Below are 24,999 nucleotides of genomic sequence, written 5' to 3' on the forward strand. Positions count from 1 at the left end.
TTTGGTCGCCTCTGAGGCGCTCAAGTACAGTTATGGGGCACCGGTTATGCCGGAAGCGGGCTGTGGCGCAGTTTGGTAGCGCACTTGACTGGGGGTCAAGGGGTCGTGGGTTCGAATCCCGCCAGCCCGACCGTTTAGCGTGACTTTCTACCCCGGCGATATCAACGCGGTTAGCGCGTATACGGCAGCGGCAACAGCGGCTGCGGCGGGAAGGGTTAGTACCCAGGCGATGACGATTTCGCGGGCTACGCTCCAGCGCACCGCGGAAAATCGGCGAGTGGATCCCACGCCCATGACCGAGGACGTGATCACCTGGGTGGTGGAGATCGGCGCCGCGATGAAGTAGGCAGTCAAGTAGAGCACGATCGAGCTTGTCGCTTCAGCGATGAATCCGTGCTGCGGGCGCAGTGGGAAGATTCGCCGACCGAGAGTACGCATGATTCGCCAGCCGCCGGAAAACGTGCCCGCAGCCATCGCAGCAGCGCAGACCAGCACCACCCACAGGGGCACTTCGAATCCATGGCGGCGGTCGGCAGTGACAAGAGCGAGGACAATTATGCCCATGCTCTTCTGTGCGTCTTGTAGTCCATGCCCAACAGCGAGACTGGCCGCAGAGAAGATCTGGGCGATTCGGAAGCCTCGTTCGGTGCGGTGCGGATTCGCCCGACGGAAAATCCAAAGCGCGGCGATCATGAGTAGATAACCGCCGCCGAACCCGATGAGTGGCGAGATGACCATGGGCAAGAGCACGGCGTCGACGACACCGCTTCGCCAGTACACGGTGATTCCGGAGGCCAGCCCGGCGCCGACCATGCCTCCGATGAGCGACTGTGACGACGATGAGGGTACGGCGAAGTACCAAGTCATCAAATTCCAGAGAATCGCCCCGGTAAGCGCGGCGAACAACACTGCCATGCCTTTGTCGCCACCCGGCGGCGCGATAATGCCCTTGGCCACTGTCACCGCGACTCCTGCGGAGAGTAACGCGCCGGCGAGGTTCCCGGCCGCAGCCAGGGCCAGTGCAGCGCGGGGAGGCAGCGCCCGGGTGGAGATTGCACTGGCCACAGCACTTGCGGCATCGTGGAATCCGTTGGTGTAGCTGAAAACCAGGCCGAGGACGACAACCACGACCAGGATGACGGTGTCCATCAAGACTCTTTGGCAGCGATCGACTGGATCACGTTGGCAACGTGCTCGAACGCGTCGGCGGCTTCTTCGAGCTGGTCGACAACTTCTTTAATCTTGAACAGGCGTAAGGGCTCCGTGCCATTGTTGAATAGATCGGCCAACAGCGATCGGTAGACTTGGTCGGCCTGGTTTTCCAGGTCGTTGATGGTGATCCAGTAGCTATCCAAATTTTGCAGCGTGGCCAGCCGGGGCATGGCGTCGACAGTGAGTTCGGATGCCTGGTGCAATATGGCGATCTGGGCGTCGACTCCGCTGGGTAGTTCTTGGATTTGATACAAGACGGACAGATCGGCCGCTGCTTCCATCGCGTCCAGCACATCGTCGAGTTGCCCGGCCAATTGAGCGATGTCGTCGCGGTCGAACGGCGTAATAAAGCTCGTATTCAGCGCCCGGAAGATGGCGTGGGTCGCATCGTCGCCGGCATGTTCAACAGCCTTGAGACGCGTGGCGATTTCGGGTCGCTGTCCGGGTTCGGCATCAAAGAGTTCCTTCAGCAGCACGGAACCGTCGAGAAGGTTTCCGGCCGCGTCGGTGAACAATCCGAAGAAGCGAGGCCCGCGGGGCGTCAGTCGCATGACACGGGCTTTCGGAAGTGCGAAAACAGAGGTAGCAAAGCGATCAGTACCGCGCCGATGGCGGCGGCTGCGGTGTAGGTGAGGAACGGCGCGGCAAACCCGGCGGCATTCTGCACGGAGGAGGCAAGCGGTCCGGCCAGCAGGGCGGAAACGGTGATACTGCCGAGGTAGCGGCACGTGGAATACACCCCGCTGGCCATGCCGGTTTCGCTCGGATCGACGGCTTCGACCGACATGGTTTGAAGTGCCGAGTTGGACAGGCCCATGCCGACCCCGGCTACCGCCAGGGCAACGCCGACGCCGACGGCCGAAAGCTGGGGCCCGGCAAATGCCAGCGGCGCCAGGCCAGCAGCGGTCACTACGAATCCAATTGCGGCCGGAATTCGTTGTCCGACGTGATCGGACAGCCACCCTCCGAACGGGGCAAGCACGGCGACGGCAACCATCATCGCGGCTATGACGCCGCCGGTTGCGCCATCCGGCCAGTGCGGCCGATCAGCCAACAACAGCGGCAGCGACAGCAGCGGCCCGTACATGGCGAAGTTGGACAGCAAGATCCCGGCCGAGGCCACCGCAAACGGCGGATTGACGAACAGGCCGAGCGCTACGGCGGGGTCCGGATGGTTGCGTTCCTGCCGTAGTAGTACGGCCCCCGAGACCACGAGCAATAACGCCCAGCCGGCCACCGCCCAGCCGGATGCCGGCAGATCGAGGAGTCCAGCGAACGCCACCAACAGTACACACACCAACATCGACCCGACCACGTCGAACTTGCCCCCGCTGCCGGAGCGTGTGTGGCGCGGCAGCAGGAGCCAGCCGACTGCAAGCGGAACGATGAGCACGGCCAAGTTGAGTACGAACAACGCGCGCCAGCCCGATGCCGCCAACAGTAGACTTCCCACCGGCGGGCCGGCAGCTGCGGCAAGAGGCGCCGCAAGCCCGACCATTCCGATCGCGGTGCCGAGTCGTTGCCGAGAAACGGTTTCGCGCAGGATTGCGATGCCATTCGGCATCAATACTGAGGCTGCCGCTGCCTGGGCGATACGACTGGCCATCAGCACCGCGAAACTCGGAGCAATCGCCGCGCCCGCCGAGGCCACGAAGAATGCGACAAGTCCGACCAGCATCACGGGCCGCCGTCCGAAGCGGTCGCCGAGCTTGCCCACGACCGGCATTAACGCGGCCATCGTGATCAAGTACACCGTGACCAGCCACGTCCCGGCGCTCGAGCGCATACCGAAATCGTGTGTGATCGCTGGTAATGCCACCGCAATCATGGTGGAGTTCAGCGGTCCGATCAGCACGGCAAGCATCACGCTGACCACGATCAGTGCGACGTTGGCACGTCCGGTGCCGGGACGGAGTCGGACGGTCATGGAGACTCCAACAGCCGCACTACCCCACTGTCACCGTCCACCTCAACCAGTTGACCGTCGGAGATGGTCGACGTTGCGCCGGCAACCCCGACTACTGCGGGTAGGCCGTATTCACGTGCCACGATCGCACAATGCGAGAGCACTCCACCGGTGTCGGTGACCACGGCCGCCGCGACCGAAAAGAGCGGTGTCCAGGGTGGAGCGGTCGTCGGAGCAACTAGTACCTCTCCGGCGACAAGCCGCCCGGCCTCAGCCAAGGTCTTGACGATCCGCGCGGTTCCTCGGGCAGTACCGGATGAACCGCTGGACCCGCGCCACACCCCGGGCTCGGCTTGGGACTCGACGTCCTCCCCGGCCGCGGTTCCGCCGAACATTTTGCTGTGGAACCGTCCAAAGGCGCCACGCAATTGCGGCGGCTCCCCGTCACCGAGGACCGGGGGCGGTGTGACGGCGGCAAAGTGGTCCATCTCTTCACGGTTGGACTTCACCGTTTCAACGGCAGTGTCCCGGCCGGAGGCGGTCAACGCCTGCCGCAGGTCATTCGCCCCCAACAAGAACACGTCGCTTGGCTCACGTACCACGCCCAAGTCGGACAATCGGCGACCGGCCTCGAGGAAGACACGGCGTATCTGATAGACGCCGCAATAGTCGATGTAGAACGTGTGATCCTCAGTGAGTGCGCTGCCGGTTTGTGCGGCGTTCAATAGCTTGTCGAACAGCGAGACGACCGGCCGAGGATACCCGGTCAAACGCTCGTGAGCTGCGCCGACCGCTTGATCGCGTTCACGCGCCGCCCTCTCCACGGCCTGCGCCGGGGCGGCCGCTTCGGGCTGCTCGAGATAAGATGCCAGATTTCGAATGACCGGAGTGGGGTCTTCGATCCAGCTCACCGCCGTCAAGCTGCACAAGTCTCCTCGTTGACCGTAGGTGTGCAGATAGTCATCCAACGCCCGGGCGAATTTGCGGCCGGCCGAGGTGCGGTCTAACGAGTCCCGGAAGTCCTCCGGCGGAACCGTACGCAGTAGTCGGGCCACCTCCGGACAAGCTGCCGCGTCCCGCGACAGATCCCACAGCACCTGGGCCGCCTCGACTGTCTTATTCGGAAGCCCACCCAGCAAGCTGTATGCATCCAACGCTGCACCGTCGCCGAACAGATCGTGGTAAGCATCGGTGAATTCGTTGACCGCGGCATAGGCGGGCAACACCGTCAGCATGTGCAGCTGCCACAGTCGTTCCATCCATCCAAGAGCGTGATCCACGACGTCGACGAGGTCGGAATTTGAATACGCGGTCAGATCCAGCTTTTCGAACTCATCGAGGAATCCTTGAACTTCAGGGAGGTATTCCTGCTTCCAGGCCCGAGTGAGGTCGTCCGACGCTGCTTGCATCTTCGCGTCGTCCGCAGTCGACGACACGCCCGAGCCGTCCTCGGCGTTCTCGTTGGTGATCACCGCTCGGTACACGTAGGTATTGATTCGCATTGGGCGCCAACCACGAAGAGCCAGTCCCAGTCGATCGGCGGCATACCCGATGCTTTCCATCACCGGACAGACGAACGCATCGAACTCCAGCGGCGTGACCTGATGCGGAAAGTGCTGGCTATGCTGCTGCCAGTATCGATGTGCGTCAGTCGGATTCGCCCAGGCGACCGGAAATTCTTCGGTTCGTGAATCTTTCGTGTGGTGGCGGGTCATGCGGTGCGCTCCTGATCGAGTCCGTTGGTTGTCCGGCCGGCTGTGGTGACCGGCCGGCATTGCAGCAGGTACAACTGGTCGGCCGTCCACGCGAACTCCGCATCGACGGGCCAGCCCATTGCTTGCTCCAAGTCGCAGGCCAGGCTGGCGGTAGCCGTCACTTGCACCGGCGACAGACACGCGACGCCGCGAAGCCGCTCCGGCACTCCGACTTCCCGAGTCCCTGCGCCAATCGCCACGGTCATCCGCTCTTTGGTCGACACGTCCGACCGGGTCATCCGGTGGCCGGCCGGCTCAGCAAAATAGTTGTCGGGAGTGACTGAGCCACCGACGATGCTCTCGCCCAGCCCCCAACTTGCGTTGATGACGATTTCGTCGTCGTGCTGCCCGAGCGGATCAAGGCTGAACACGACCCCGGAGGTATCGGCGTTGACGAGCTGCTGCACCAGCACGGCGAACCGAGGTGCGTCCGTTGCCAGTCCATGCTGTTCGCGATATGCCTGGGCACGTGCCGAGGTGAAGGAGGCAACGCAATCGCTCACCGAGGCGACGACGGCCTCGGGGCCACGGATGTTCAAGAAGGTCTCGTTCTGTCCGGCGAACGAGGCATCCGCGCTGTCCTCGTCGATCGCCGATGAGCGGACGGCGACCGCGACGTTTGGATCGCCGCTGCGGGAACAGAGATCTCGATAATGTGCCTCGACCTGGCTCAGCAAGGCATCCCGGTTCGCCTCTGCGACGACCTGCGATGTCTCGCCGGTGAGGCAGAATCCCGGTGGCACGCTGAAGGCGGACGCCAGGCGAGAGAGATTTGCGGCTTTGCCGCCGACCACGGAGCTGTCCTGCCCCTTGCCGGCATCGCCGAGCCAATAGACTTCACATTTCGATTCATCGTCGTACGCCGATCGTTCTCGCGCGGCAGAACGTCCAATTCTTTGATCTTCCATAGTTGAGACCTCCCATTTTCGTGACGCCGTGTGCACGGCTCACCTCCGGAAGTGTCGCAAGCACATTGTTATGTGTCAAGTTCCTTGATACATCGCAATCGAGTTACCATATGGTATGGAATCAATCGGCCTCCGGCTGCGCACGGCCTATTACCTCTTTCGTGCCGCCCTTGACTCAGACCTACGTGACCTCGGAATCACAGCGACCCAATACGGCGTACTCTCCCAAGTGGCTGAACGCGGTGGAAGCTCCGTCCCGCAGCTCGCCCGCCGGACCCATGTGACGCCTCAGCGAATGCACCAGATCGTCGCGGGCCTCGAGAAGGACGAACTTGTGACCCGCGATCCCCACCCCGACCTTGAGCGGGTGCTGCAAACACACCTCACCGAGCAGGGACGCGGGATATTACGTCGCTGTCAAGAGCGCGTCCAAGCCGTTGAAGACCGGATGCTTGCCGGATTCGATAAAACCGACCGCATGCACAGTGTTGAACTGATCGACACCGTGATCGACAACCTGCAAGCCTGAACAAGCCGGCGAACTCGATCACGCTGAGGAGCGCCGTGACGACGGTGGCCCAGAGGAGCCCCCACCGATCCGACCCGGAGTCCGCCACGTTCGGCACATGCCAAAACGGACTGATATCCAATCCACAATTTGTCAGTCGGCCCCAACAAGGGTCGAACCGTCGATGAACTGGATGAAGCGATCCGATGGCTCATGGGAGTGGAAGACCCGCTCATGCGCAAGATTCGGTATCTCGACAAGCTCGCCCGCGGCAAGCCGCTTGCCAAGGTGCTGCGGTCAAGTTAGACCGTGGGTCTGCCGAACGGCCCGCCTTCCCTAAACGCGCGCTCGACAAAGCGCCGGCCGATCATGTGGTGGGTGTCCGTATCGGGATGGAGTGCGTCCGGCAACGGGTGCTCGGCGGCATCGGCCTCACCGTAAAGCTCGAGCCCGTCGAAATAGTGAAGGTTCGGGTCGTCGGCTCGGCTCCCGGCCACCGCTTTCATGGCGTCGCGGATGATCCGAAGCGTGAGCCGCCCGACGTCGTCCTGCTCCCCCGTCGCCGTGTATGCGACCTGACCGGTGGCGAATGTTGACGGGTCGACGGCGCACGGACCCGGGGTGTCTTCATGGATGCCGCAAAATATCGGCGAGATCAGCATGAGCGGCGTGGCCTCGTGTCCGTCGCGGATCGTGTCCAGAAATCCGTGTACGGCGGATTCAAAGGTTCGTGGGCGCATCCCGTCGAAGTTCACCACGTTGATACCGAGTTTCACGCTGATGAAGTCCGCGGGGGTGTCCCGCATGACGCGGGCGGCAAATTGGTCGACCAGCGCGCTTCCGCCAAGGCCGAGATTCATCAGCTCGACTCCGGCCGACCGCGCCGCGACGGCCGGCCAAATACGCGTGGGGCTCGTCGCGTTGGACCCCTGACTGATCGAGCTCCCGTGGTGCAGCCACACGGGGCGGCCGGTCTGGGTGGGAGCAACCGGCGCATCCGTGCGCAATTCGACCAGTTCGACCGATTCGTTATGCGGCAGCCAGATCTCAACGTTCTTCTCACCGTCGCGGAGCCCCGAGAACACGGAAGTGTGCGACGGCCCTTCGTGGAACACCGTTGATCCCGACTGCAGATCCGTTTCGGCCAGGTCGCCGCCGCTGAGCCGATCGCCGGCGATCAGCTCGTCGTCGACGACGAGGTCGACGCAGCCGCGTGGCCGGACGGCGCCTCGGAACCCCACGCGGTACGGATGCGTGACGACTTCTACATTCCGGGCCGCGGTCGTGAATGCCAGCCGGACGCCGGACGGCTGGCTTTCCACCATCATCAGCTGCGGGTCCGGACACTGCCGCCGCGCCCACGCCGGCAGGCGGTGCGGCCGCAAGCCTCGCTCGGTCGCTTCGATCTCGGCAGCACCGCGGATCAATTCGACTGTGATGGGGACGTTGATCATGACGGGTGCTCCTACCGGCCGGTTTTCGTCGTGCGGTTACTCCGTTGACCGTATCGGAAGCAGGTAGAACAATCCCAAGGCAATGCAGACCGCGAGCGTCAGGTACGGCGTCGCCAAACCGAGAAGAGCCGCGACGACGTACACGGGGCAGGCGATGGCACCGCGGAGCAGGATCGCCCGTTGCCGCCGACGCCCTGGCGGGTCGTGCAAGAGCGACCTCCGGCGCACCACGATGAGCCACTGCATCGCGACGAAGACGAACGACGTCACGAAGAATGACCCCGCATAGATGACTGCCGCCAGCTGGCCGCCGTTCTTGGCGGTCAAATACGACGCGAACAAGGACGTGGTGAACGGCAAAGCAACGATGCACAGCAAAAGCAGCAAGTTGACCACGAGCACTGCGTGATCCACCGCTTTCAACCGCCGCAGCGCGGCATGGTGGTTGATCCACATGATGCCGATAGCCAGGAACGAGATGACATACGCCAGGTAATTCGGCCACAGCGCGGCGAGCCGGCCGGCAAGGCTGCCGCCGTCGGCGGACTGCGGAACCCGCAAGTCCAGGACGAGCAGTGTGATGGCAACGGCGATGACGCCGTCCGAAAACGCTTCGACTCGTCCGATTCCGTAGGTTTCGCGCAACTGGCCGCCCCTAGCTGCGCAAGACCTGGTGCACCAGCTGCACGGCGACCGATCCCTCGCCGACTGCCGATGCCACCCGCTTGATCGAGCTGGTCCGCACGTCGCCGACGGCAAACACGCCGGGAGCGCTCGTTTCGTACAGGAACGGGTCCCTGTCGCCGTCCGCGGTGCGGTGGCGCCGGTCACCGAGGGCGGGTCCGGTGAGAATGAATCCACGCTTGTCCCGCGCTATTTGCGGAGGCAGCCAGTCGGTGCGCGGGGATGCCCCGACGAACACGAAGATCCCCGAGGTGGTCAGTTCCTCGGTGCCTCCCGTCGCGGCATCTCGAATCGTGACGGTTTCAAGCCGTTCGGTGCCCCCGACCGAATCGACCGACGTCCCGCAGCGCACCGCGATGTTCGAGCGCTCAGCGATCTGGTCGACCAAGTAGCTGGACATCTTTGCTCCGAGCTCGCCGGCTCGGCACAGGACGGTCACGGAGCGGGCGTAGTCGGAAAAGTACACGGCCGCCTGTCCGGCCGAGTTCGCCCCGCCCACCACGACAATGTCCTCACCGGTCACCGTGTCGCGTTCGCTCAGTGAGGCCCCGTAGAAGACGCCGCGCCCCTCGAACTCGGCACTGCCCGGCACGTCGAGGGTGCGGTAGGCGACGCCGCACGCCAAGATGACGGACCCGCAGTTGATGGCGGAACCGTCCGCCAGTTCGAGCCTCGGGTAGGGGCCGGCCAGGTCGAGCCCCACGGCGGTGGTCGGTGCCAGCACGTCGACGTGGAAGCGGCGCGCCTGCGTCACTGCCCGGCGGGCCAAATCGCTTCCGGAAATGCCGTTCGGAAAGCCCAGATAGTTCTCGATACGCGAGGACTGGCCGGCTTGTCCGCCCGGAACGAGTTGTTCGAGGCAAACGGTCCGCAGTCCCTCGCTGGCTCCGTACACCGCAGCGGCAAGTCCTGCCGGTCCGGCTCCGACTATCGCCAGGTCGAACGATTCGGCGTCCGCGCGGGTCTTGAGACCCAGCGCGGCAGCCAAGGCGGCGACGTCCGGCGAACGCAACGAGACGCCGTCCGGCGTAATGACGAGCGGAAGCCCGTCGTCGCCGGCGGCTTCCGAGAGCTTCCTGCCCTCCTGGCTGACGTCGATGTCGAACCACTGCATGGGGATCTGATTGCGCTGCAAGAAGTCGCGAATCTCGTGCGTGCGAGCCGACCAGCGGCTACCGACGACCCGGGTCACGGCATAGGTCGGCTGGTTGTGCGCGTGCCAATCCTCGAGCAAGTCGTCGATGACGGGGAAAAGGCGCTCCTCCGGCGGTTCCCAGGGCTTGAGGATGTAGTAGTCCAAGTGCAGATCGTTGATCGACCCGATGGCGACCTCGGTGTCGGCGTAGGCGGTGAGGAGTACTGTGCGCACGTCCGGGAAGAGCTCCAGCGCAGCGGCCAGGACCTCCGTCCCCGCGACCTCGGGCATGCGCTGGTCGGAGACGACTATTGCGACAGGATCGTCGCGCAGCTTCAACTTGCCGAGCGTGTCGATCGCTTCCGTACCGCCGGACGCCGTCAGCACCCGATAGCGGCGTCCGTAACGACCGCGCAAGTCGCCCCGCACGGCACTGAGCACGGCCGGGTCGTCGTCGACGGCAAGGATGACGGGGCGCGGCGCGGTCGGAGGCATGTCAGTCATGAGTCGCTCCCGGCCGGACGCCGCGGCGGAAGCCAGATCCGGAATACCGTGTGCCCGGGCGTCGATTGCACGTCGACGCTGCCGCCGGTGCCGCGGATCATGTTGAAGACGATGTTCAGGCCCAGCCCGGTGCCCTTCCCCGGTGGCTTCGTCGTGAAGAACGGGTCGAACACCTTGCCCTGCGCTTCGGAGGGGATTCCGGGGCCGTCGTCCTCGATTTCGACGGCGACACCGCCGTCGGCGGCCCGTGTCCGGATGGTCAGGCGGCCCGAGCCGTCCATGGCGTCGGCTGCGTTATCGATGAGGTTCGTCCACACCTGATTCAATTCGCTGCCCAGAGTTTCGATGCGCGGCACATCGCTGCCGTAGTCGCGGGTGACCTCAATGCCTTGCCCCAGCTTGGACTGGAGCATCACGAGCGTGCCGTCCAATCCCGAGTGGATGTCGACGTCCTGCACTGCGGCGCGGTCCATGTAGCTGTAGTCCTTGAGCGCGGACACGATCTGCGAGATTCGTGCCGATCCGTGGCCGATCTGGGCAATGAGTCCATACGCGTTGCGCGCTTCGGACAGCGCGGTGATCGCGGTGCCGAGATGAGCGGGCTCAAAGGTGTCGGCGAGCACATCGAGCTCCCCGGCGTCCATCCCCAGGTCGACGAGAGAGCCTGCCGCATCCCACGAATCACCGAGTCCGTGCGAGTTCAGCCAGTCCTCGATTTCCTCTTCGCGGTCGCCGCGAGTGAGCGGATCGAGCCGTTCGACATCGTTCGACTCGACTGCGGCGCGGTCGATCAGCTCGGCCAATCGCGCCGCCTCGTCGACGGTTTGGGCCGCGTGAGCCAGGGTGAGAAGAGCCGAGCAGGTATTCGAGAATGCGTCTTCGAGGAGCGCGGCCCCGCGGCGGGCTGCGGCTGCCGGGTTGTTCAATTCGTGTGCCATGCCCGCGCTCAGCCGCCCGAGGGTCGCCAGCTTCTCGCTTTGGATCAGGGCCGCCGAACGTTCGGCGACCTCGTCCTCCAGCTGCCGTTGATAGGCCGCCTGCAATGCTTCCGCGTGCTTGCGGTCGCTCACGTCCCGGAAGAACGTATGAGTGGCGACGAATTCTCCGTCGTGGAACCGTCCTGTCGCGTTCCCCTCGACGGGAAACTTGCGGCCGTCCTTGGCGACGAACGTGACCTCAACCCGATCGAAAGACTCGCCACTCATGATCTGGCCGATGATTCGCGTGCAGTGGTCATGATCGATCTCGTCGACGATGTCGAACAAGGTCAGGCCCGGCAACTCCTCGGGCGTATAACCGAGGTGATCGTGCCAGGCGCGATTGACGAATTCGAAGTGCCCATCGGGCAAGATGCTCTGCACGATGTCGTGGGCCGATTCAATGAGGTCGAGGTAACGTCGCTCACTTTCGAGCACGTGCGCCTCGGCTTCGTGCCGAGCGGTCAGATCGCGGACGACGGCGCGAAAGACTTGCTCGTCCGGTAACCCGACGGCCGTCCAGAGCAGCCACCGGATCGACCCGTCGGCGGCGAGGAATCGATTGTGAAAATGGGCGACCGCGGTGCTTCCGCGAAGGGCCCCGAATTGCGCCCGCGTCTCTGCCGCATCGTCTTCGTGAACGAAGTCGATGAGCGGCCGTGAGAGCAGATCATCGGTGCTCCAGCCGACCAGCGCCGCCCAATCACCGGTGGCCTCGCGGAAGCAGCCGTCGAATCCGGCCACGCAGGCGAGGTCGACGCTTTGATCCAAGAGGCGCGCTGCGACAACGTGCGGCCACGATTCGATACCAAGCCCGCTCTGAGGCATGGGGCGCTCCTTCACGCAACCGTGGCTCGGCTGGCGGCGAGCACTTGTACGGAATATACACCCGTTTGTCAGCTATTCGATTGGTTCCTATTTCATGGACCGCAATTCGAGTAATTCCATCGCGGCAGTCGAGTGTTTTAGCCGTCGATGAGCTTCGCCAACCGGCTGAACTCGGCGTTCACGTGCGCCGCGATCGAGCCGGCCGGATCGTCGTCCTCGATGCTTTGCGCGAAAGCGGTTTCGAAAACGGCGACGGCGACCCGGCCGAGCAGCCGCGCCGTCGCGTCGTCCGCACCGCGTTGCCGAAGCCCCTCAGTGGCCGCGCGTGCCACATCGGCCATCTTGGTGCGCTCTCGTTCTTGGAGCTCCCGGCTGCCGGCAATCACGACGCTGCGATCCTTGGCGCCCTCCACCTCGCGGAGCAATGCTTCGCCGACCTCGACAAGCGCGATCGTGACCGCTTGCAGGAGGTCGAGCGAGCCGTCGGCCGACGCCACGGCCTCCGTCAACGCCGGCGGTAGACGGTCGGAGCCGCCGAAGAACACTTCTCGCTTATCGGGAAAATATCGGAAGAACGACCGCCGGGTCAGGCCGGCGCGCTCCGCGATTTGCGTGACGGTGACGGCGTCGTACCCGTGCTCGAGGCATAGCGCAATTGCTGCTGCCTTCAGACGCTCCTCCGCGCCCGGATCCCACCGTGCCATACCTACACCCTACTTGGTGATGACACACAGTGTCACAGTCGTGGTATCGTAGTGATAACACAGAGTGTCATCACTTGGAGAGTTGGGCCACTGAGGACACCCACCCGTCGAAAGGGAACTGATGACCACACGCGAACTTTGGATCCTCGGCGGTACCGGCCGGATCGGGCGCGCTGTCGCGAGAATTCTGGACGCCGAAAGCAACGTCCCGATCGTGCTTGTCGGCCGTCATCGCGGGCGACTGGACGACGTCAGCACCTCGTTGGCGCGGCCGGCCCGCGTGGTGGTTTCCGACTCCCCCGCGAGCATTGCGGATCTGATTCGGGCACAACGACCGGCGGTGGTGGTGAACACTTTGGGCTCGTATGCGGATTCGGGGGCGCCAATTGCCCGCGCATGCATGCCGGGAGGCCACTACGTGGATCTCGCAAACGACCTGACGTCGTTGCCGGCGTTGCTCGACCTCCACGACGAGGCCGTAGCGGCGGACAGCACGTTGGTCACGGGCGCGGGGTTCGGCGTCCTCGGCACGGAAGCGGCCGTGGCAAAGCTGTGCGAGGGCCGCACCACGCCGAAATCCGTGCGCGTCGACGCACTGGGTTCCGTGGACACCGAAGCCGGGCTGCTGGGGCCGGCGTTCGCGGCGTCCATCATCGACGTTTTCACCACCGGCGGCAGGCAGTACCGGGACGGCAGGGTTGTGGCGACCCGGCTCGGCTCGCCCGCCCTGCGGGTCACGGCTCCGGACGGCTCGACAGTTCCGTGTGCCGGATCGCCGTCCGGCGAATTGGTGGCCGCTCACCTGGTCAGCAGAGCGCCGGATGTCGTCGCGACTTCAGCCCTCATACCCACTTCGCCGGCTTTTCGCGCCGTACTGCCGGTCGCCGGCGTCCTGTTGAAGATCGGGGCCGTCCGCCGCATTCTGGCAAAGCGGCTCGCGGGCGTGCGCTTGAGCGCCAAACCGCGTCCGCGGCCGCATTCGTGGGGCCACGCCGTTGCGGAATGGCCGGACGGCGTTCGACGCGAATGCTGGCTGCAAGCCGGCGAGGCTATGGACTTCACCGCGACTGTCACGGCTCTGGTCGCCGCGCGTTTGGCCGATGGACAGGCACCGACCGGTGCATACACGCCGGCGGGCGCGTTTGGCGCCGAGCTCGCTGTCGACGCCGGCGGCGAGTTCATTCTCCAGTGACGCCGGGGCTTCCAATACACCAGATAAGCGGCGCGCAGGCTTCGACTCGTCGGTTGATGGCGGAAATCGATTGTGCGAATTCAAAATGCCGCGCATAGTGAAGTGATGGAATCGAAGCGCTGGGGCGACCTGGATCCTCGCGTCCGTCAAACACTCACGCTGGCCGGCTCCTTCGAGGCAGGCCTGAAGGTCGCCGCCTTAATCGATCTCGCACAGCGGCCCCGAACCGACATTCGAGGCTCGAAAGCGGCATGGGCGCTGGTACTGACTCTGGCCAATTCCGCCGGGATACTGCCCATCGTCTACTTCCTCCGTGGACGACGGACCACGTAGCCGGCAACCAAACGAGCCGGCAATCAAAGTAGCCGACAGCCGAAGTACAAAACCGGATAACGAGCGGCCAATTTCGTCGGAGCTATTTGCCGCACCTACTCATTGGGGCATTGCCATGTCACGACTCAATCGACTGCTGTACCTGATCGCCCTCACGTGTGCGGCGCTGATCTTCGGCCTCACGCTGTCGCACGTGCTGGCTGCTCCGGGGAGCCTCGGGCTGTCCGGGTCGCAGTGGCTGGCTGTGCAGCACACGTTTTACGGCGGGTTCGCCATAGTCGGCGCTGCGGCGGAAGTCGTCGGCCTGATCACAAGCGGCATCCTGACCGCCACGGCCCTGACGGCATCCATCAAGAGAACGCGTCACGTCGTCGGTGCCGCTGCACCGCTTGTTGCCGCGCTGTGTTTTCTCGGAACGCTCGCCGCGTACTGGATCGGCAATCGGCCGGCGAATGCCAAGATCGCCACGTGGACCACCGCCACTCTTCCGCCGGACTGGACCGATTATCGAGCGGCCTGGGAACTCGCGCACGCCGTCTCTGCCGCATTCGGAGCAGTGGCGTTCTTCGTCTTGGCAATAGTTCTCATGCACCGCATTGCTCATGCACCGCAAGCGCCGCGCGGGTCCGCCGGGCCTATCGGCGAGTGACCTTGCCGGTCAGCTCCGCCAGGGAACGCATGAAGATCGGCCTTGCCGCGATCCAGCCGGCAATGACGACTATCAAGGTCACGACGAACAGTGCGAATCCCCACCAGCTCAAGCTGCCTTCCGGCTGATTGCTGAACATGTAGTTGAGGTTGTGCCGCATGCCGGTCGTGAATACCAGGAATACGTGGATGACGATGAACACGACGTAGTAGAACATCACCGGCAGGTGGATGGCGCGGGCCAGGGCCGCCGGGTAGACCCGGTTGATCTTCCACGTCGGTGACCACACGGGCGACATCCGGATTCCGGTGACGGCGGCCAACGGCGCGGCGATGAAGATCGTGACGAAGTACGCAAGCACTTGCAGAGCGTTGTAGTTGGTCCACGCCGTCTCGACCGGCCAGTTGAACGACAAGTACTGAAGTCCGGCGGACCATGCGTTCGGGATGATGTCCCAATGGATCGGCACGACGCGGAGCCAGGATCCCGAGATGAAGAGCAACACGATAAAGACGACGCCGTTGAGCACCCACAGGAAATCGACCGACAGATGCAACCACAAATACAAGCTCATCTTGGTCGGCGAACCCTTGGTTTTGAACCGCCCCTTGTTGTTACGGGTCCAGAAAGCCTCGGGCTTCGTCTGTGAATGCACCAGCCATCCGGACCGGATGAGCAACACGATGAAGAAGATGTTCAACGCGTGCTGCCATTGAATGAACCCGGCGAAGCCCTCCGGCGAATCGGCGGGTAATTCCGATTTGCCCGGATAGTTTTCAAGGAAGCTGTGGCCGGCGTCCGAGCCGAGATACCACCGGGATGCAATTGACGCCGCAGCCAATACGACGATCACGAGAGGGACTATCCACACCAGCTTGAACCACGGGGACTCCCGGAACCCCGATTTTTTCGACTTTGCGGTCTGAGCCATCGTGCTTCGCGTTCTCCTTCGGTGTGCCGGGACGTCGACGCTCGAACGCCCGGTAGCTGGCAAGGTGATGCATCGGCATTACCGTTCGGGGATCACTCTATCGTTCCGCGGGCCTTCTCGCCGCCCTCGGTGGCGGCGGGAATTAGCCGTAGAACGCAGCCGTTACAGATTTAAATACGTTTGCATGAACATCCGCAGCTTCGGCACGTGAAAGGAACCCATGTCCGAGACATCGAGTCCCACTTCCATCGAGCTCGGCCTCGACACATTCGGTGATGCGTATACGGGGCCGGACGGCGAGCTGCTTCCCGGCGCCGCGGTCATCCGGGACGTCGTCGAGCAGGCTGCGCTGGCCGATCGGGTCGGCGTCGATTTCATCGGCGTCGGCGAGCATCACCGCCCCGATCTGACTGTGAGCGCGCCGGACGTCGTGCTGGCCGCCATTGCGGGCCGGACGTCGCGGATCCGCCTCGGCTCCGCCGTCACCGTGCTCAGCTCGGATGATCCGGTGCGCGTGTTCGAACGATTTTCGACGCTGGACGCCGTGTCTTCCGGCCGTGCCGAGGTCATCATCGGCCGCGGCTCGTTCATTGAGTCGTTCCCGCTGTTCGGCTACGACCTCGGGGACTACGAGACACTGTTCAACGAAAAACTCGATTTGTTCTCGCAGTTGCTCGAAGAAAAACCCGTCACCTGGTCGGGCACCATGCGAGCGCCGCTGAGTGGTCAGGAGTTGTACCCGAAAACGGAGTCCGGCAGGCTGCGCGCCTGGATTGGGGTGGGCGGCAGCCCGGAATCGGTCATCCGGTCCGTCAAGTATCGGATTCCGATGATGTTGGCAATCATCGGCGGCGACCCGACGCGGTTCGCTCCGTACGTCGATCTCTATCACCGTGCTCAAAACGAGCTCGGCGTCCCGGCCATGCCGCTCGGCGCCCATTCGCCCGGACACATTGCCGAAACTGATGAGCAGGCTCGCGAAGAACTGTGGCCGCACTATAAGACGATGCAGGATCGGATCGGCGCCGAGCGCGGCTGGCCGCCGGCGACCCGCGCCGGATTCGAATCCGAAGCCGAGCACGGCTCGCAATACGTCGGATCGCCCGAGACCGTGGCACGGCGCATTGCGGCGACTGTCACCACTCTCGGCCTCGACCGTTTTGACCTGAAATACGCAAACGGGCCAATGCCGCACGATCAGCTGATGACGAGCATCGAGCTCTACGGCACACGCGTCATCCCATTGGTGCGCGAATTGCTCGCGTAGTCGACGACTATAATCGGTTTCCATCATGCCGACCTACGAACACCGAGGACGACGGCCGGTCGTGCACCCGACCGCGTACGTCGCCCCAACGGCAGTGCTGTGCGGAGACGTGCAGATCGGTGCCGAGTCTCGGATCCTCTTCGGCGCCGTCGTCAGCGCCGAGGACGGACGCGTACGGATCGGCAGTCACTGCGTCGTCATGGAAAATGCGCTCGTCCGTGGCCGCTCGGAGCATCCGGTCGACATCGCCGACAACGTCTTGGTCGGCCCGCACGCCCATATCAACGGCGCCTCGGTCGCCGAGGGGTGCTTCCTGGCCACCGGAAGCTCGCTGTTCCCCGGTTCCGTTCTTGCCCCGAACGTCGAGGTGCGCATTCATGGCGTAGTCCATGCCAATACATCGGTCGCCGAGGGTTCTGTCGTCCCGATCGGTTGGATAGCGGTCGGCAGTCCGGCGCGGATTCTTCCGCCCGACAGACACGACGAGATCTGGTCGATCCAGCAGGGTCTCGACTTCCCCGGCACTGTGTACGGCGTCGATCGTGAGACGACGGCAGCCGACCTGATGGATCAACAATCGCGCTGGTACGGAGCGCACAAAAACGACCAGCGGATTGCCAGACACGACGCGTAGACTGGCCGGCAAGAAGCGCCGGGTATCGGGGGATTGTCCATGAACAGGAAAATTTTGAAATGGCTGCCGGTCGCCGTGGTTCCGATGGTGATCGCCGGCGGCACGTTGGCGGCGCATGCCTCGCCCGATGAGAACTTGCCGGCGAAGACTCCCGAACAAGTGCTCACGCTTGCCCAAAAGGCGCAGCCACAGCCGTTTTCCGGCCAATTCACCCAAACGTCGAATCTTGGGCTCCCGTCCCTGCCGCAAAGCGACCAAGGCTCCCACTCACGGCTTTCCGAGGCGTTGGATCTGGCCACCGGCACCCACCAAGCGCGCGTGTACGTCGGCGGGCCCCGGAAGTCACGCGTCCAAGTGCTCGACAAACTGGCCGAACGCGATGTGGTGCGCAACGGCCGCACGGTCTGGGCGTACGACTCCGCCAAGCAGGCCGCCACGCGCGTCACCCTGCCGGCAGCGCAGCAGCCGTCCGGCAAGCACGCTGCGAGCCCTTCATCGCCGGAGAAGTCGGCAAAGAAGTTCCTGGCAAACGTGTCCCCCACGACAAGGGTGCAACTGGGCAACGACACCACGGTCGCCGGGCGCTCGGCTTACGATCTCGTGTTGACGCCGCGCACATCGAAGACCTTGATCGGTTCGGTCTCCATCGCAGTCGATGCGAAGACCGGGATGGCGTTGAGCGTGGCAGTCACGGCGCGCGGGAACGAGACGCCCGCCGTTAAGACGGCGTTCACGTCGTTGAAGCTCCAAGCACCGGCTGCCGGCCGCTTCAATTTCACCCCGCCGGAGGGCACCAAGGTCCGGACCAAGCGTCTCAAGAACCACTCGCACGAACGGGCGACAAAGCACGACGAGGCGACAACGATCGGGCACGGCTGGACATCGATTGTGGAGATTCCAGCCGGAAATCTGCCCGGCAAGAGCCCGGGCGCCACGAACGCAAAGGCGTCGCAGGCCGCGTCCCTGTCCGCGCTGACGAAGAAGGTCGACGGAGGCCGGCTGTTCAGTTCGTCCCTCGTGAATGTGCTGCTGACGAACGATGGCCGGGTCTTGGCCGGCGCCGTGCCGGCAAGCGCATTGCAAGCGGCCGCCGCTCAGTGAACGCCGCGCCGTCCGACCTCGCCATCCGGACCCGCGGGCTGAGCAAGCGCTTCGGAGGCCGTGCGGCGGTCGACCGGATCGACCTGTCGGTGCCGCGCGGCAGTGTATTCGGCTTTCTCGGGCCGAACGGCTCCGGCAAGACGACAACTATTCGCATGCTGCTCGGGCTGATCGAAGCCTCCGACGGCGAGATCGACGTGCTCGGCCACGAGGTTCCGCGCGGCCTGCACCGGGTACTCCCCCGCGTTGGCGCTCTCGTCGAAGGCCCGGCGTTCTATCCGTTCCTTTCCGGGACGGCGAATTTGCGCCGGCTCGACTCGGCCGACAGTTTTGCCGTCCGGTCCACGCGCAATGCGCGCATTGGTGCGGCGATCGACCGCGTCGGCCTCTCCCACGCCGCATCGAAGAAGGTGCACGCGTATTCGCTCGGGATGAAACAGCGCCTCGGCATTGCTCACGCCTTGGGTGATGCGCACAATCTGCTGGTGCTCGACGAGCCTACGAACGGCCTGGATCCGCAGGGAACCCGCGAGGTGCGCTCGTTGATCCGTTCGCTGGCCGGTGAGGGAACCACTGTTTTCGTGTCGAGCCATTTGCTGGCCGAAATCGAGCAGATGTGCACGCACGCCGCAATCATGAGTTCGGGCCGTCTCGTTGCGCAAGGCACTCTCGACGAACTCCGGCAGGCCGGCACCGCGCGGATACGCCTCGAGACGCCGGACGACGCGCCGGCACGCCGGGTGCTCGCATCGCTCGGGCTTGAGGTCGCGCCGTCCGGAGCATCCGGCGGGCCCGGCGATTTCGCGGATTTCGGCGGATCGGTCACGGCGGCCGTCTCCGCCGACGTGGCGCCGGAAACGATAGTTGCGTCATTGGTGGAGGCCGGCGTGCGGGTGCGTGGTTTCGAGGTCCGCAGCGAAAGCCTCGAGGACAGGTTCGTCGAGTTGACCGGTGAGGGATTCAATGTCGCCGGATGATCCGTTCACGACCGGCGACGCCCGGCCGGCAGCGGCCCGGCACGGCGGCCGGGCTCTCGTGGCCAGCGAGATCGGGTTCGTTTTTCGGCGGCGCCGCACGTGGGCAATGCTTGCCGCGCTGGCGTTGATTCCGGTACTGATCGGCGTGGTCGTGCGCGTGACGTCGTCCGGGCCGCCGGCCGGGCGCGGCCCGCAGTTCCTGTCGCAGATCACCGACAACGGGCTGTTCGTCGGGTTGACCGCCCTTGTCGTGTCGATACCGCTCTTCCTGCCGCTGACGGTCGGCGTGGTCGCCGGGGACACGATCGCCGGCGAAGCCGGGGCCGGCACGCTCCGCTACTTATTGGTGGCCCCGGCCGGCCGTGTGCGCCTGCTCGGCGTCAAATACATCGGTGCCGCGGTATTCTGCCTCAGCGCGGTGTTGGCCGTCGTCGTGGCCGGAACCGTCATCGGGCTCATCCTGTTCCCGGTCGGGCCGGTGCCGTTGTTGTCGGGCGAGACGATTTCGGTGGCGCAGTCGTTGGGCAGGTTGCTGCTGGTGGCGGCTTTCGTCTGCGTGTCGTTGCTCGGCATGACCGCCATCGGGCTGTTCATTTCGACCTTGACCGACGTGCCTGTTGGCGCGATGGCGGCCACGATAGTACTGGCAGTCGTCTCGCAGGTGCTGGATTCGCTGCCGCAGTTGTCGTGGCTGCATCCATGGCTCTTTTCGCACTATTGGCTGGAGTTCGCCGGTCTGTTGCGGTCGCCGATCTCGTGGGATGCGTTTGGCGCGAATTCGCTGTTGCAGCTGGGGTACATCGCCATGTTCGGCGCACTGGCCTATGCCCGATTCACGACGAAGGATGTGCTGTCGTAACCGGCACTATAGTCTGACGGCATGCCCACATTGCTGCACCTGGATTCCTCCGCCGATCTGACCAATTCCCGCTCGCGCACCTTGAGCGCACGATTTGCCGAAGAGTGGCGTGCCGCCGGGGCCGATCACACGGTCCGGTACCGCGACCTGCACCGGCGCCAACTGCCGCACCTGGCCGACGCCGCGCTGCACTGGCCCGAGCGTTTGCGCCCGGACGATGCGAATCCTCCTGCCGACGCCGTCACGTTGCAGAACGAGCTCATCGACGAGCTGACGGCGGCCGATGCGCTCGTCATCGGTCTGGGACTCTACAACTACTCGATGCCGTCGACGCTCAAGGCATGGATCGACCACATCCACGTACCGGCCGTGACGGCGCCGTTCGATGTCGAAGTGCAGCCCATGGCCGGTAAACCCGCTCTCATCATCACGAGTCGCGGGGCCGTGTACGACGTCGGCACGCCGACCGCCGATTGGGATCACGCCACTCCCGCGCTGAAAATCATCCTGGGCGAAGCGCTGGGCATGGACGTCGACGCCGTCACCATCAGCCGCACACTTGCCGGCCGAGTGCCGGCGCTTGCCGCCGAGGCCGAACGCGGCAAGCAGGAGTTCGATGCGGCGCTGGAACGTGTGACGGAGCTGGCCCGTCGTTATGCCCACAAGGAGTGACAATGCAGAGATTCACCGGACGAACGGCCTTCGTGACGGGGGCAGCTGACGGGATCGGCAAGGCGATCGCCCGCCGGCTGATCGATGAGGGCGGATCGGTCGCCGTTACCGACATCGATGCCCAGGCGGCCGAAGCGACCGCCCGCGAGCTTGCCGCGGACGCGGACGCGGCCGCGGCCAGCGTGATCGGTGTCGAGGCCGACGTGTGCGACAGAGCATCGGTCGATCGGGCCGTCGCCACGGCCGTCACCCGATTCGGTGGCATCGACATCCTCGTCAACAACGTCGGCATCGATTACGGCGGTCCGTTCGAGGACATCACCGACGACACGTGGGCCGCCCAGACCGATCCGACGTTGTACGGAGCAGTTCGATGCGTGCAGGCGACGCTCCCGCATCTGCTTCGGTCCGATCATGCGGCGGTCGTGGCCATCGCGTCGGTCAACGGGATGTCGGCGATCAGCGGCGAGGCGTACTCGACCGCCAAGGCCGGCATCATTAATTTGATGGCCAATCTTGCCGTGCGCTACTCCCCCGTCCGGCTGGCTGCGCGCGCCGAACCGGCGACGGAAGATCCGTCCCGGGACGGGCCGGCGGAGCTGCCGCGGGGCATCCGGTTCAACGCCGTCTCGCCCGGGACCATCCATACCGGGGTGTGGGATCGCCGGGGCGCGGACGGCGCGGCGGACCTTGAACGCATGCGGCGTCTCTACCCGATGGGCAGGGTCGGCAGGCCCGACGACATCGCCGCTGCCGTTGCCTTCCTGGCCTCGGACGACGCGTCATGGATCACGGGCATCAACCTGCCGGTCGAAGGCGGTCTCCTTGCCGGGCCGCAGTTCCTCCGGTAGCCGGCGGTCAATGCTGCGTGATTCTGCTCAAGAATGCTTTCGTCCGGTCGTGGCTGGGGTGTTCCAGGACGTCTTTCGGATCTCCCTGTTCGACAATCTTGCCCTCGTCCATGAAAACGACGCGGTCGGCCACTTCTCGGGCAAACCCGATCTCGTGGGTCACTATCACCATGGTCATGCCCTCATTGGCGAGATCCTTCATCACGTTCAACACCTCGCCGATCGTTTCCGGATCGAGAGCGGACGTCGGCTCGTCAAAGAGCATGAGCTGCGGCTGCATGGCAAGTGCGCGGGCAATGGCGACCCGCTGCTGCTGGCCGCCCGACAGCTCGCGCGGATAGGAGTCGGCCTTGTCCGGTAATCCCACTTTCCGCAGCAGCTCAACAGCGCGTTCACGGGCCGCGCGCTTACTGATCTTGCTCACCTTGCGCGGGGCGAGCGCCAAGTTCTCCAGCACTTTCAGGTGCGGGAACACGTTGAACCCTTGAAAGACCATTCCCACGCGTTTGCGGACGGCGTTCATGTCCGTCCTCGAGTGCCCGAGGTCGTATCCCAGTACCGTAAGCGTCCCCGACGTCACGGTCTCCAACCTGTTCAAACACCGCAACAGCGTGCTCTTGCCCGAGCCGGACGGGCCGATGATGCACAGCACCTCGTTGGCGGCGACTTCGAGGTCGATGTCCGTCAAGACTTCATTGGAGCCGAAACTCTTGTGCAGGTTTTCAACTATGACCACCGGGCCGTCGGCCGGTGATTCCGGCACATGCCTGCGGGCGCTATCCTCGCTCATGCCAACTTCCTCTCCCACCAGCGACCCAATAACGCCATCGGGTAGGAAATCACGAAATAGAGCGCGGCGGCAACGAGAAATACTACGAGCGGCTGATTATTGATCGTGCTGATAATGTTTGCCTCCTTGGTGAGCTCTGCGTATTGAATAGCGGACGCGAGAGCGGACGCTTTGACCAAGGAAATGAGAAATCCCATTCCCGACGGCAGGACGATCCGCATTGCCTGCGGCACTATGACGTAGCGAAATTTGACGAAGTATCCCATTCCGAGCGCTTCAGCGGCTTCGCTCTGGCCCTGCGGTATTGCATTGATACTGCCGCGAAATATCTCCCCCACATATGCGGCGGCGTAAATGCTCAGGCCGAGTATTGCAGTGAATGCCGGTGAGAACGTCAGCAATGGGAAAAGGATCGGCAACGCGAAGAACATGAAGAACAGGATGATCAACGGCGGGATCCCGCGAATGATGCTGGTGTAAATATTGCTGATCCAGCGTGCCGGCGGAAGCGGGCTGGTGGCGGCCAGCCCCAGCACCATGCCGACGAGGCTGCCGACGATACCGGAGATCACGACGGCGATGACCGTGTATCCCAGTCCGCGCAGCAGTGCCGGCAGATATTGGGCGGTCCATGCCGGAACATCGGAAATCCAGGTCATAGTGAGTCCTTACCAGCGGAACGCAAAACGTTCCGTCGCTCGGGATGCCAGGGCCGCGATGGCTGACACGACGTAATACAGCGCCGCGCCGATCGCGAAGAGCGGCAGCGTCAGCTCGGTTGTCGAGACTATGTTGCGCAACGCGTTGGTCAGTTCCTGATACGAAATGATGGAGGCGACCGACGAGAACAGGAACAGGATGATCAACTGATTGGTCAACGCCGGCAGCACGTTGCGCAGCGCAGGCTTGAACACCACGTAGATGAAGGTTTGCACCGAGGTCATGCCCAGCGCGGCGCTTGCCTCGCGTTGCCCGGTCGGCACGGACTCGAATCCGGCACGAAAGATCTCGGCCGTATAGGCGGCATTGTTCAAACTCAATCCGATGAACGTCGAGAAGAAGGGGTTGACGTTGAGACCCAACTGCCCCAGCCCGAAATAAAACAGATAGAGCTGCACCAACAGCGGCGTGTTGCGGAAGAGTTCGATGAATCCGCGGCTGAGCCACCCGACGACGGGGACGTTCCCGGCCTTGGCAATGGCAAGCGGTATGCCGAGAAGGCCCCCGACGACGAAGCCCAGTGCGGTGACGAGGACGCTGCTTCCCAGGGCGCCGATCAGCTCGGGAAGATACGTGAGCGCTTCACCCATGGATTCCTAGCCGTAGTTTTTGACAAGCGGCGACAGGTCTTCGTCAAACCATTTCTTATGCAGTTTTTGGGCATCGCCCTGGCTGATCAAATTGCGGATGAAGTTGTCCAGATAATTCAGCCATTGCTGTTGATCGGGCAACACGCCCATTGAAATAAGATCGGGTTTGATCGGCGGGACGTCCAACGCCTTCAGCGCGCTGTTCTTCTTCGCGTTTTGGTGCGTCACATAGTACGTCTCCATTGCCGCATCCACTTTATTGGATTTCAGCGCCTGCAACACGTGAGCAATGCTGTCGAACCGTACCGGCTTCGCCTTGGGAAAGTCGTCGGTGATGATCGTGTCGTTTGTACTGCCGCGGGCAACTGCTACCTTTTTGCCGGCCAGATCCTTCACGCTCGTGATGGGATCGTCCTTCCGGAACAGCACTCCGGCGCCCTGAGATTTGTACGGAATGGTGAAGGCGACCTTTTTCGCACGTTCGTTGGTGGCGGTGTATGCGGAAATATTGACGTCTGCCCGCTTGGATTTCATCACGGACAAGCGCTCATCACCGTTGACCGGCACCATCTTGAGCTTGACGCCAAGTGCTTTCGCCAGCTCTTTGGCGATGTCCGGGGCGTAGCCGACGATTTTCCCGCTCGGCTTCTTCACGCTGGTCGGCGGGAAATCCGGAAGTACGGCCACCCGCAGCGTCCCCCGCTTTTCAATGGTCTGCAGCGTGTTCGGCCCCGACTCGCCGCCCGACCCGCCGGCCGAGCAGCCGGAGAGCGCGACCGGAACGATCGCCAGTAGTCCAATTGCAAGTCTCGTTACGATCCGACGATGCATCATCTGTCCTTCCCCTCGAGCCAGAAGT

Annotated in this window: 27 protein-coding genes and 1 tRNA gene; 13 read left to right on the forward strand and 15 right to left on the reverse strand. The window is 63.8% G+C overall.

Going from position 1 to position 24,999, the window contains the following annotated elements:
- Window positions 1-56: 56 nt before the first annotated feature.
- Window positions 57-130, forward strand: a tRNA-Pro gene (locus BJY26_RS16590).
- Window positions 131-147: 17 nt separating this feature from the next.
- Here the strand turns inward: BJY26_RS16590 and BJY26_RS16595 are convergent.
- The 5 genes from BJY26_RS16595 to BJY26_RS16615 all read right to left on the reverse strand — a co-directional run bounded on the left by BJY26_RS16595 (window position 148) and on the right by BJY26_RS16615 (window position 5,780).
- Window positions 148-1,149: an inorganic phosphate transporter gene (locus tag BJY26_RS16595; protein WP_179429288.1), complete on the reverse strand. Its 1,002-nt coding sequence runs from the start codon at window positions 1,147-1,149 to the stop codon at window positions 148-150.
- Complete coding sequence (locus BJY26_RS16600; protein WP_237249152.1) at window positions 1,149-1,727, reverse strand: DUF47 domain-containing protein; 579 nt, start codon at window positions 1,725-1,727, stop codon at window positions 1,149-1,151. Before BJY26_RS16600 ends, BJY26_RS16595 begins: the two co-directional genes overlap by 1 nt.
- A 26-nt stretch (window positions 1,728-1,753) precedes the next feature.
- The gene (locus BJY26_RS16605; RefSeq protein ID WP_179429290.1) at window positions 1,754-3,139 is read right to left on the reverse strand and encodes an MFS transporter; all 1,386 of its coding nucleotides are present in this window, start codon (window positions 3,137-3,139) and stop codon (window positions 1,754-1,756) included.
- Window positions 3,136-4,620, reverse strand: coding sequence for a PEP-utilizing enzyme (locus tag BJY26_RS16610; RefSeq protein WP_218852473.1), 1,485 nt, complete (start codon window positions 4,618-4,620; stop codon window positions 3,136-3,138). Before BJY26_RS16610 ends, BJY26_RS16605 begins: the two co-directional genes overlap by 4 nt.
- 209 nt (window positions 4,621-4,829) lie before the next feature.
- A complete protein-coding gene (locus tag BJY26_RS16615) occupies window positions 4,830-5,780 on the reverse strand; it encodes a PEP/pyruvate-binding domain-containing protein (RefSeq protein ID WP_179429294.1) in 951 nt (316 codons plus the stop codon).
- A 115-nt stretch (window positions 5,781-5,895) separates the two neighbouring features.
- On the opposite strand from BJY26_RS16615, the gene BJY26_RS16620 reads away from it, so the two are divergent.
- Together BJY26_RS16620 and BJY26_RS16625 are read left to right on the forward strand one after the other, a co-directional pair.
- The gene (locus BJY26_RS16620) at window positions 5,896-6,309 is read left to right on the forward strand and encodes a MarR family winged helix-turn-helix transcriptional regulator (protein WP_179429296.1); all 414 of its coding nucleotides are present in this window, start codon (window positions 5,896-5,898) and stop codon (window positions 6,307-6,309) included.
- Window positions 6,310-6,438: 129 nt separating this feature from the next.
- Complete coding sequence (locus BJY26_RS16625; RefSeq protein WP_218852474.1) at window positions 6,439-6,594, forward strand: DUF2200 family protein; 156 nt, start codon at window positions 6,439-6,441, stop codon at window positions 6,592-6,594.
- On the opposite strand, the gene BJY26_RS16630 is transcribed toward BJY26_RS16625, so the two are convergent.
- From BJY26_RS16630 to BJY26_RS16650, 5 genes are all read right to left on the reverse strand, one after another.
- Window positions 6,591-7,742, reverse strand: a complete 1,152-nt coding sequence (locus BJY26_RS16630) for a GDSL-type esterase/lipase family protein (RefSeq protein WP_179429298.1) — start codon at window positions 7,740-7,742, stop codon at window positions 6,591-6,593. The genes BJY26_RS16625 and BJY26_RS16630 overlap by 4 nt on opposite strands.
- Window positions 7,743-7,778: 36 nt before the next feature.
- Window positions 7,779-8,387 (reverse strand): TMEM175 family protein, encoded by a 609-nt coding sequence (locus BJY26_RS16635; RefSeq protein WP_179429300.1) that lies wholly within the window; start codon window positions 8,385-8,387, stop codon window positions 7,779-7,781.
- Between the two features lie 10 nt (window positions 8,388-8,397).
- Window positions 8,398-10,065: an NAD(P)/FAD-dependent oxidoreductase gene (locus BJY26_RS16640; RefSeq protein WP_218852475.1), complete on the reverse strand. Its 1,668-nt coding sequence runs from the start codon at window positions 10,063-10,065 to the stop codon at window positions 8,398-8,400.
- Window positions 10,062-11,870 carry a PAS domain S-box protein gene (locus BJY26_RS16645; protein WP_179429302.1) on the reverse strand — a complete coding sequence of 603 codons (1,809 nt, stop codon included), beginning with the start codon at window positions 11,868-11,870 and terminating at the stop codon, window positions 10,062-10,064. The genes BJY26_RS16640 and BJY26_RS16645 overlap by 4 nt, the downstream gene beginning before the upstream one ends.
- A gap of 137 nt (window positions 11,871-12,007) precedes the next feature.
- Window positions 12,008-12,574: a TetR family transcriptional regulator gene (locus tag BJY26_RS16650; RefSeq protein WP_179429304.1), complete on the reverse strand. Its 567-nt coding sequence runs from the start codon at window positions 12,572-12,574 to the stop codon at window positions 12,008-12,010.
- A 121-nt stretch (window positions 12,575-12,695) separates the two neighbouring features.
- On the opposite strand from BJY26_RS16650, the gene BJY26_RS16655 reads away from it, so the two are divergent.
- The 3 genes from BJY26_RS16655 to BJY26_RS16665 all read left to right on the forward strand — a co-directional run bounded on the left by BJY26_RS16655 (window position 12,696) and on the right by BJY26_RS16665 (window position 14,748).
- Window positions 12,696-13,766: a saccharopine dehydrogenase NADP-binding domain-containing protein gene (locus tag BJY26_RS16655; RefSeq protein ID WP_179429306.1), complete on the forward strand. Its 1,071-nt coding sequence runs from the start codon at window positions 12,696-12,698 to the stop codon at window positions 13,764-13,766.
- 105 nt (window positions 13,767-13,871) lie between these two features.
- Window positions 13,872-14,099: a DUF5652 family protein gene (locus tag BJY26_RS16660; RefSeq protein ID WP_179429307.1), complete on the forward strand. Its 228-nt coding sequence runs from the start codon at window positions 13,872-13,874 to the stop codon at window positions 14,097-14,099.
- A 115-nt stretch (window positions 14,100-14,214) separates the two neighbouring features.
- Entirely contained in the window at window positions 14,215-14,748 is a 534-nt protein-coding gene (locus BJY26_RS16665; protein WP_179429309.1) for a hypothetical protein, read from the forward strand.
- Here the strand turns inward: BJY26_RS16665 and BJY26_RS16670 are convergent.
- On the reverse strand, window positions 14,735-15,679 hold the full coding sequence (locus BJY26_RS16670; protein ID WP_179429311.1) for a cytochrome b/b6 domain-containing protein: 945 nt from the start codon (window positions 15,677-15,679) through the stop codon (window positions 14,735-14,737). The genes BJY26_RS16665 and BJY26_RS16670 overlap by 14 nt on opposite strands.
- A gap of 220 nt (window positions 15,680-15,899) precedes the next feature.
- Between BJY26_RS16670 and BJY26_RS16675 the strand changes: the two genes are divergently transcribed.
- The 7 genes from BJY26_RS16675 to BJY26_RS16705 are packed head-to-tail and all read left to right on the forward strand — an operon-like array spanning window position 15,900 to window position 22,040.
- A complete protein-coding gene (locus BJY26_RS16675; RefSeq protein WP_179429313.1) occupies window positions 15,900-16,946 on the forward strand; it encodes an LLM class flavin-dependent oxidoreductase in 1,047 nt (348 codons plus the stop codon).
- A 25-nt stretch (window positions 16,947-16,971) separates the two neighbouring features.
- Window positions 16,972-17,580, forward strand: coding sequence for a gamma carbonic anhydrase family protein (locus BJY26_RS16680; RefSeq protein WP_179429315.1), 609 nt, complete (start codon window positions 16,972-16,974; stop codon window positions 17,578-17,580).
- A 39-nt stretch (window positions 17,581-17,619) separates the two neighbouring features.
- Window positions 17,620-18,681 (forward strand): LolA family protein, encoded by a 1,062-nt coding sequence (locus BJY26_RS16685; protein WP_179429317.1) that lies wholly within the window; start codon window positions 17,620-17,622, stop codon window positions 18,679-18,681.
- A complete protein-coding gene (locus BJY26_RS16690; protein WP_237249150.1) occupies window positions 18,678-19,658 on the forward strand; it encodes an ABC transporter ATP-binding protein in 981 nt (326 codons plus the stop codon). The genes BJY26_RS16685 and BJY26_RS16690 overlap by 4 nt, the downstream gene beginning before the upstream one ends.
- Window positions 19,645-20,517, forward strand: a complete 873-nt coding sequence (locus BJY26_RS16695; protein ID WP_179429319.1) for an ABC transporter permease — start codon at window positions 19,645-19,647, stop codon at window positions 20,515-20,517. The genes BJY26_RS16690 and BJY26_RS16695 overlap by 14 nt, the downstream gene beginning before the upstream one ends.
- 21 nt (window positions 20,518-20,538) lie before the next feature.
- Window positions 20,539-21,189, forward strand: a complete 651-nt coding sequence (locus tag BJY26_RS16700) for an FMN-dependent NADH-azoreductase (RefSeq protein WP_179429320.1) — start codon at window positions 20,539-20,541, stop codon at window positions 21,187-21,189.
- Between the two features lie 2 nt (window positions 21,190-21,191).
- Window positions 21,192-22,040, forward strand: coding sequence for an SDR family NAD(P)-dependent oxidoreductase (locus BJY26_RS16705; RefSeq protein WP_179429321.1), 849 nt, complete (start codon window positions 21,192-21,194; stop codon window positions 22,038-22,040).
- Window positions 22,041-22,047: 7 nt separating this feature from the next.
- Here BJY26_RS16705 and BJY26_RS16710 read toward each other — a convergent pair whose 3' ends face one another.
- Genes BJY26_RS16710 through BJY26_RS16725 form a run of 4 tightly spaced genes read right to left on the reverse strand, consistent with a single transcriptional unit; the run spans window position 22,048 to window position 24,974 of the window.
- Window positions 22,048-22,830 carry an amino acid ABC transporter ATP-binding protein gene (locus BJY26_RS16710; protein ID WP_218852476.1) on the reverse strand — a complete coding sequence of 261 codons (783 nt, stop codon included), beginning with the start codon at window positions 22,828-22,830 and terminating at the stop codon, window positions 22,048-22,050.
- Entirely contained in the window at window positions 22,827-23,489 is a 663-nt protein-coding gene (locus tag BJY26_RS16715; RefSeq protein ID WP_179429322.1) for an amino acid ABC transporter permease, read from the reverse strand. The genes BJY26_RS16710 and BJY26_RS16715 overlap by 4 nt, the downstream gene beginning before the upstream one ends.
- Window positions 23,490-23,498: 9 nt before the next feature.
- Window positions 23,499-24,140, reverse strand: a complete 642-nt coding sequence (locus BJY26_RS16720) for an amino acid ABC transporter permease (RefSeq protein ID WP_179429323.1) — start codon at window positions 24,138-24,140, stop codon at window positions 23,499-23,501.
- 6 nt (window positions 24,141-24,146) lie between these two features.
- Entirely contained in the window at window positions 24,147-24,974 is an 828-nt protein-coding gene (locus BJY26_RS16725; protein ID WP_179429324.1) for a substrate-binding periplasmic protein, read from the reverse strand.
- Window positions 24,975-24,999 lie beyond the last annotated feature (25 nt).

This window comes from Spelaeicoccus albus, from assembly GCF_013409065.1.
GTDB lineage: Bacteria > Actinomycetota > Actinomycetes > Actinomycetales > Brevibacteriaceae > Spelaeicoccus > Spelaeicoccus albus.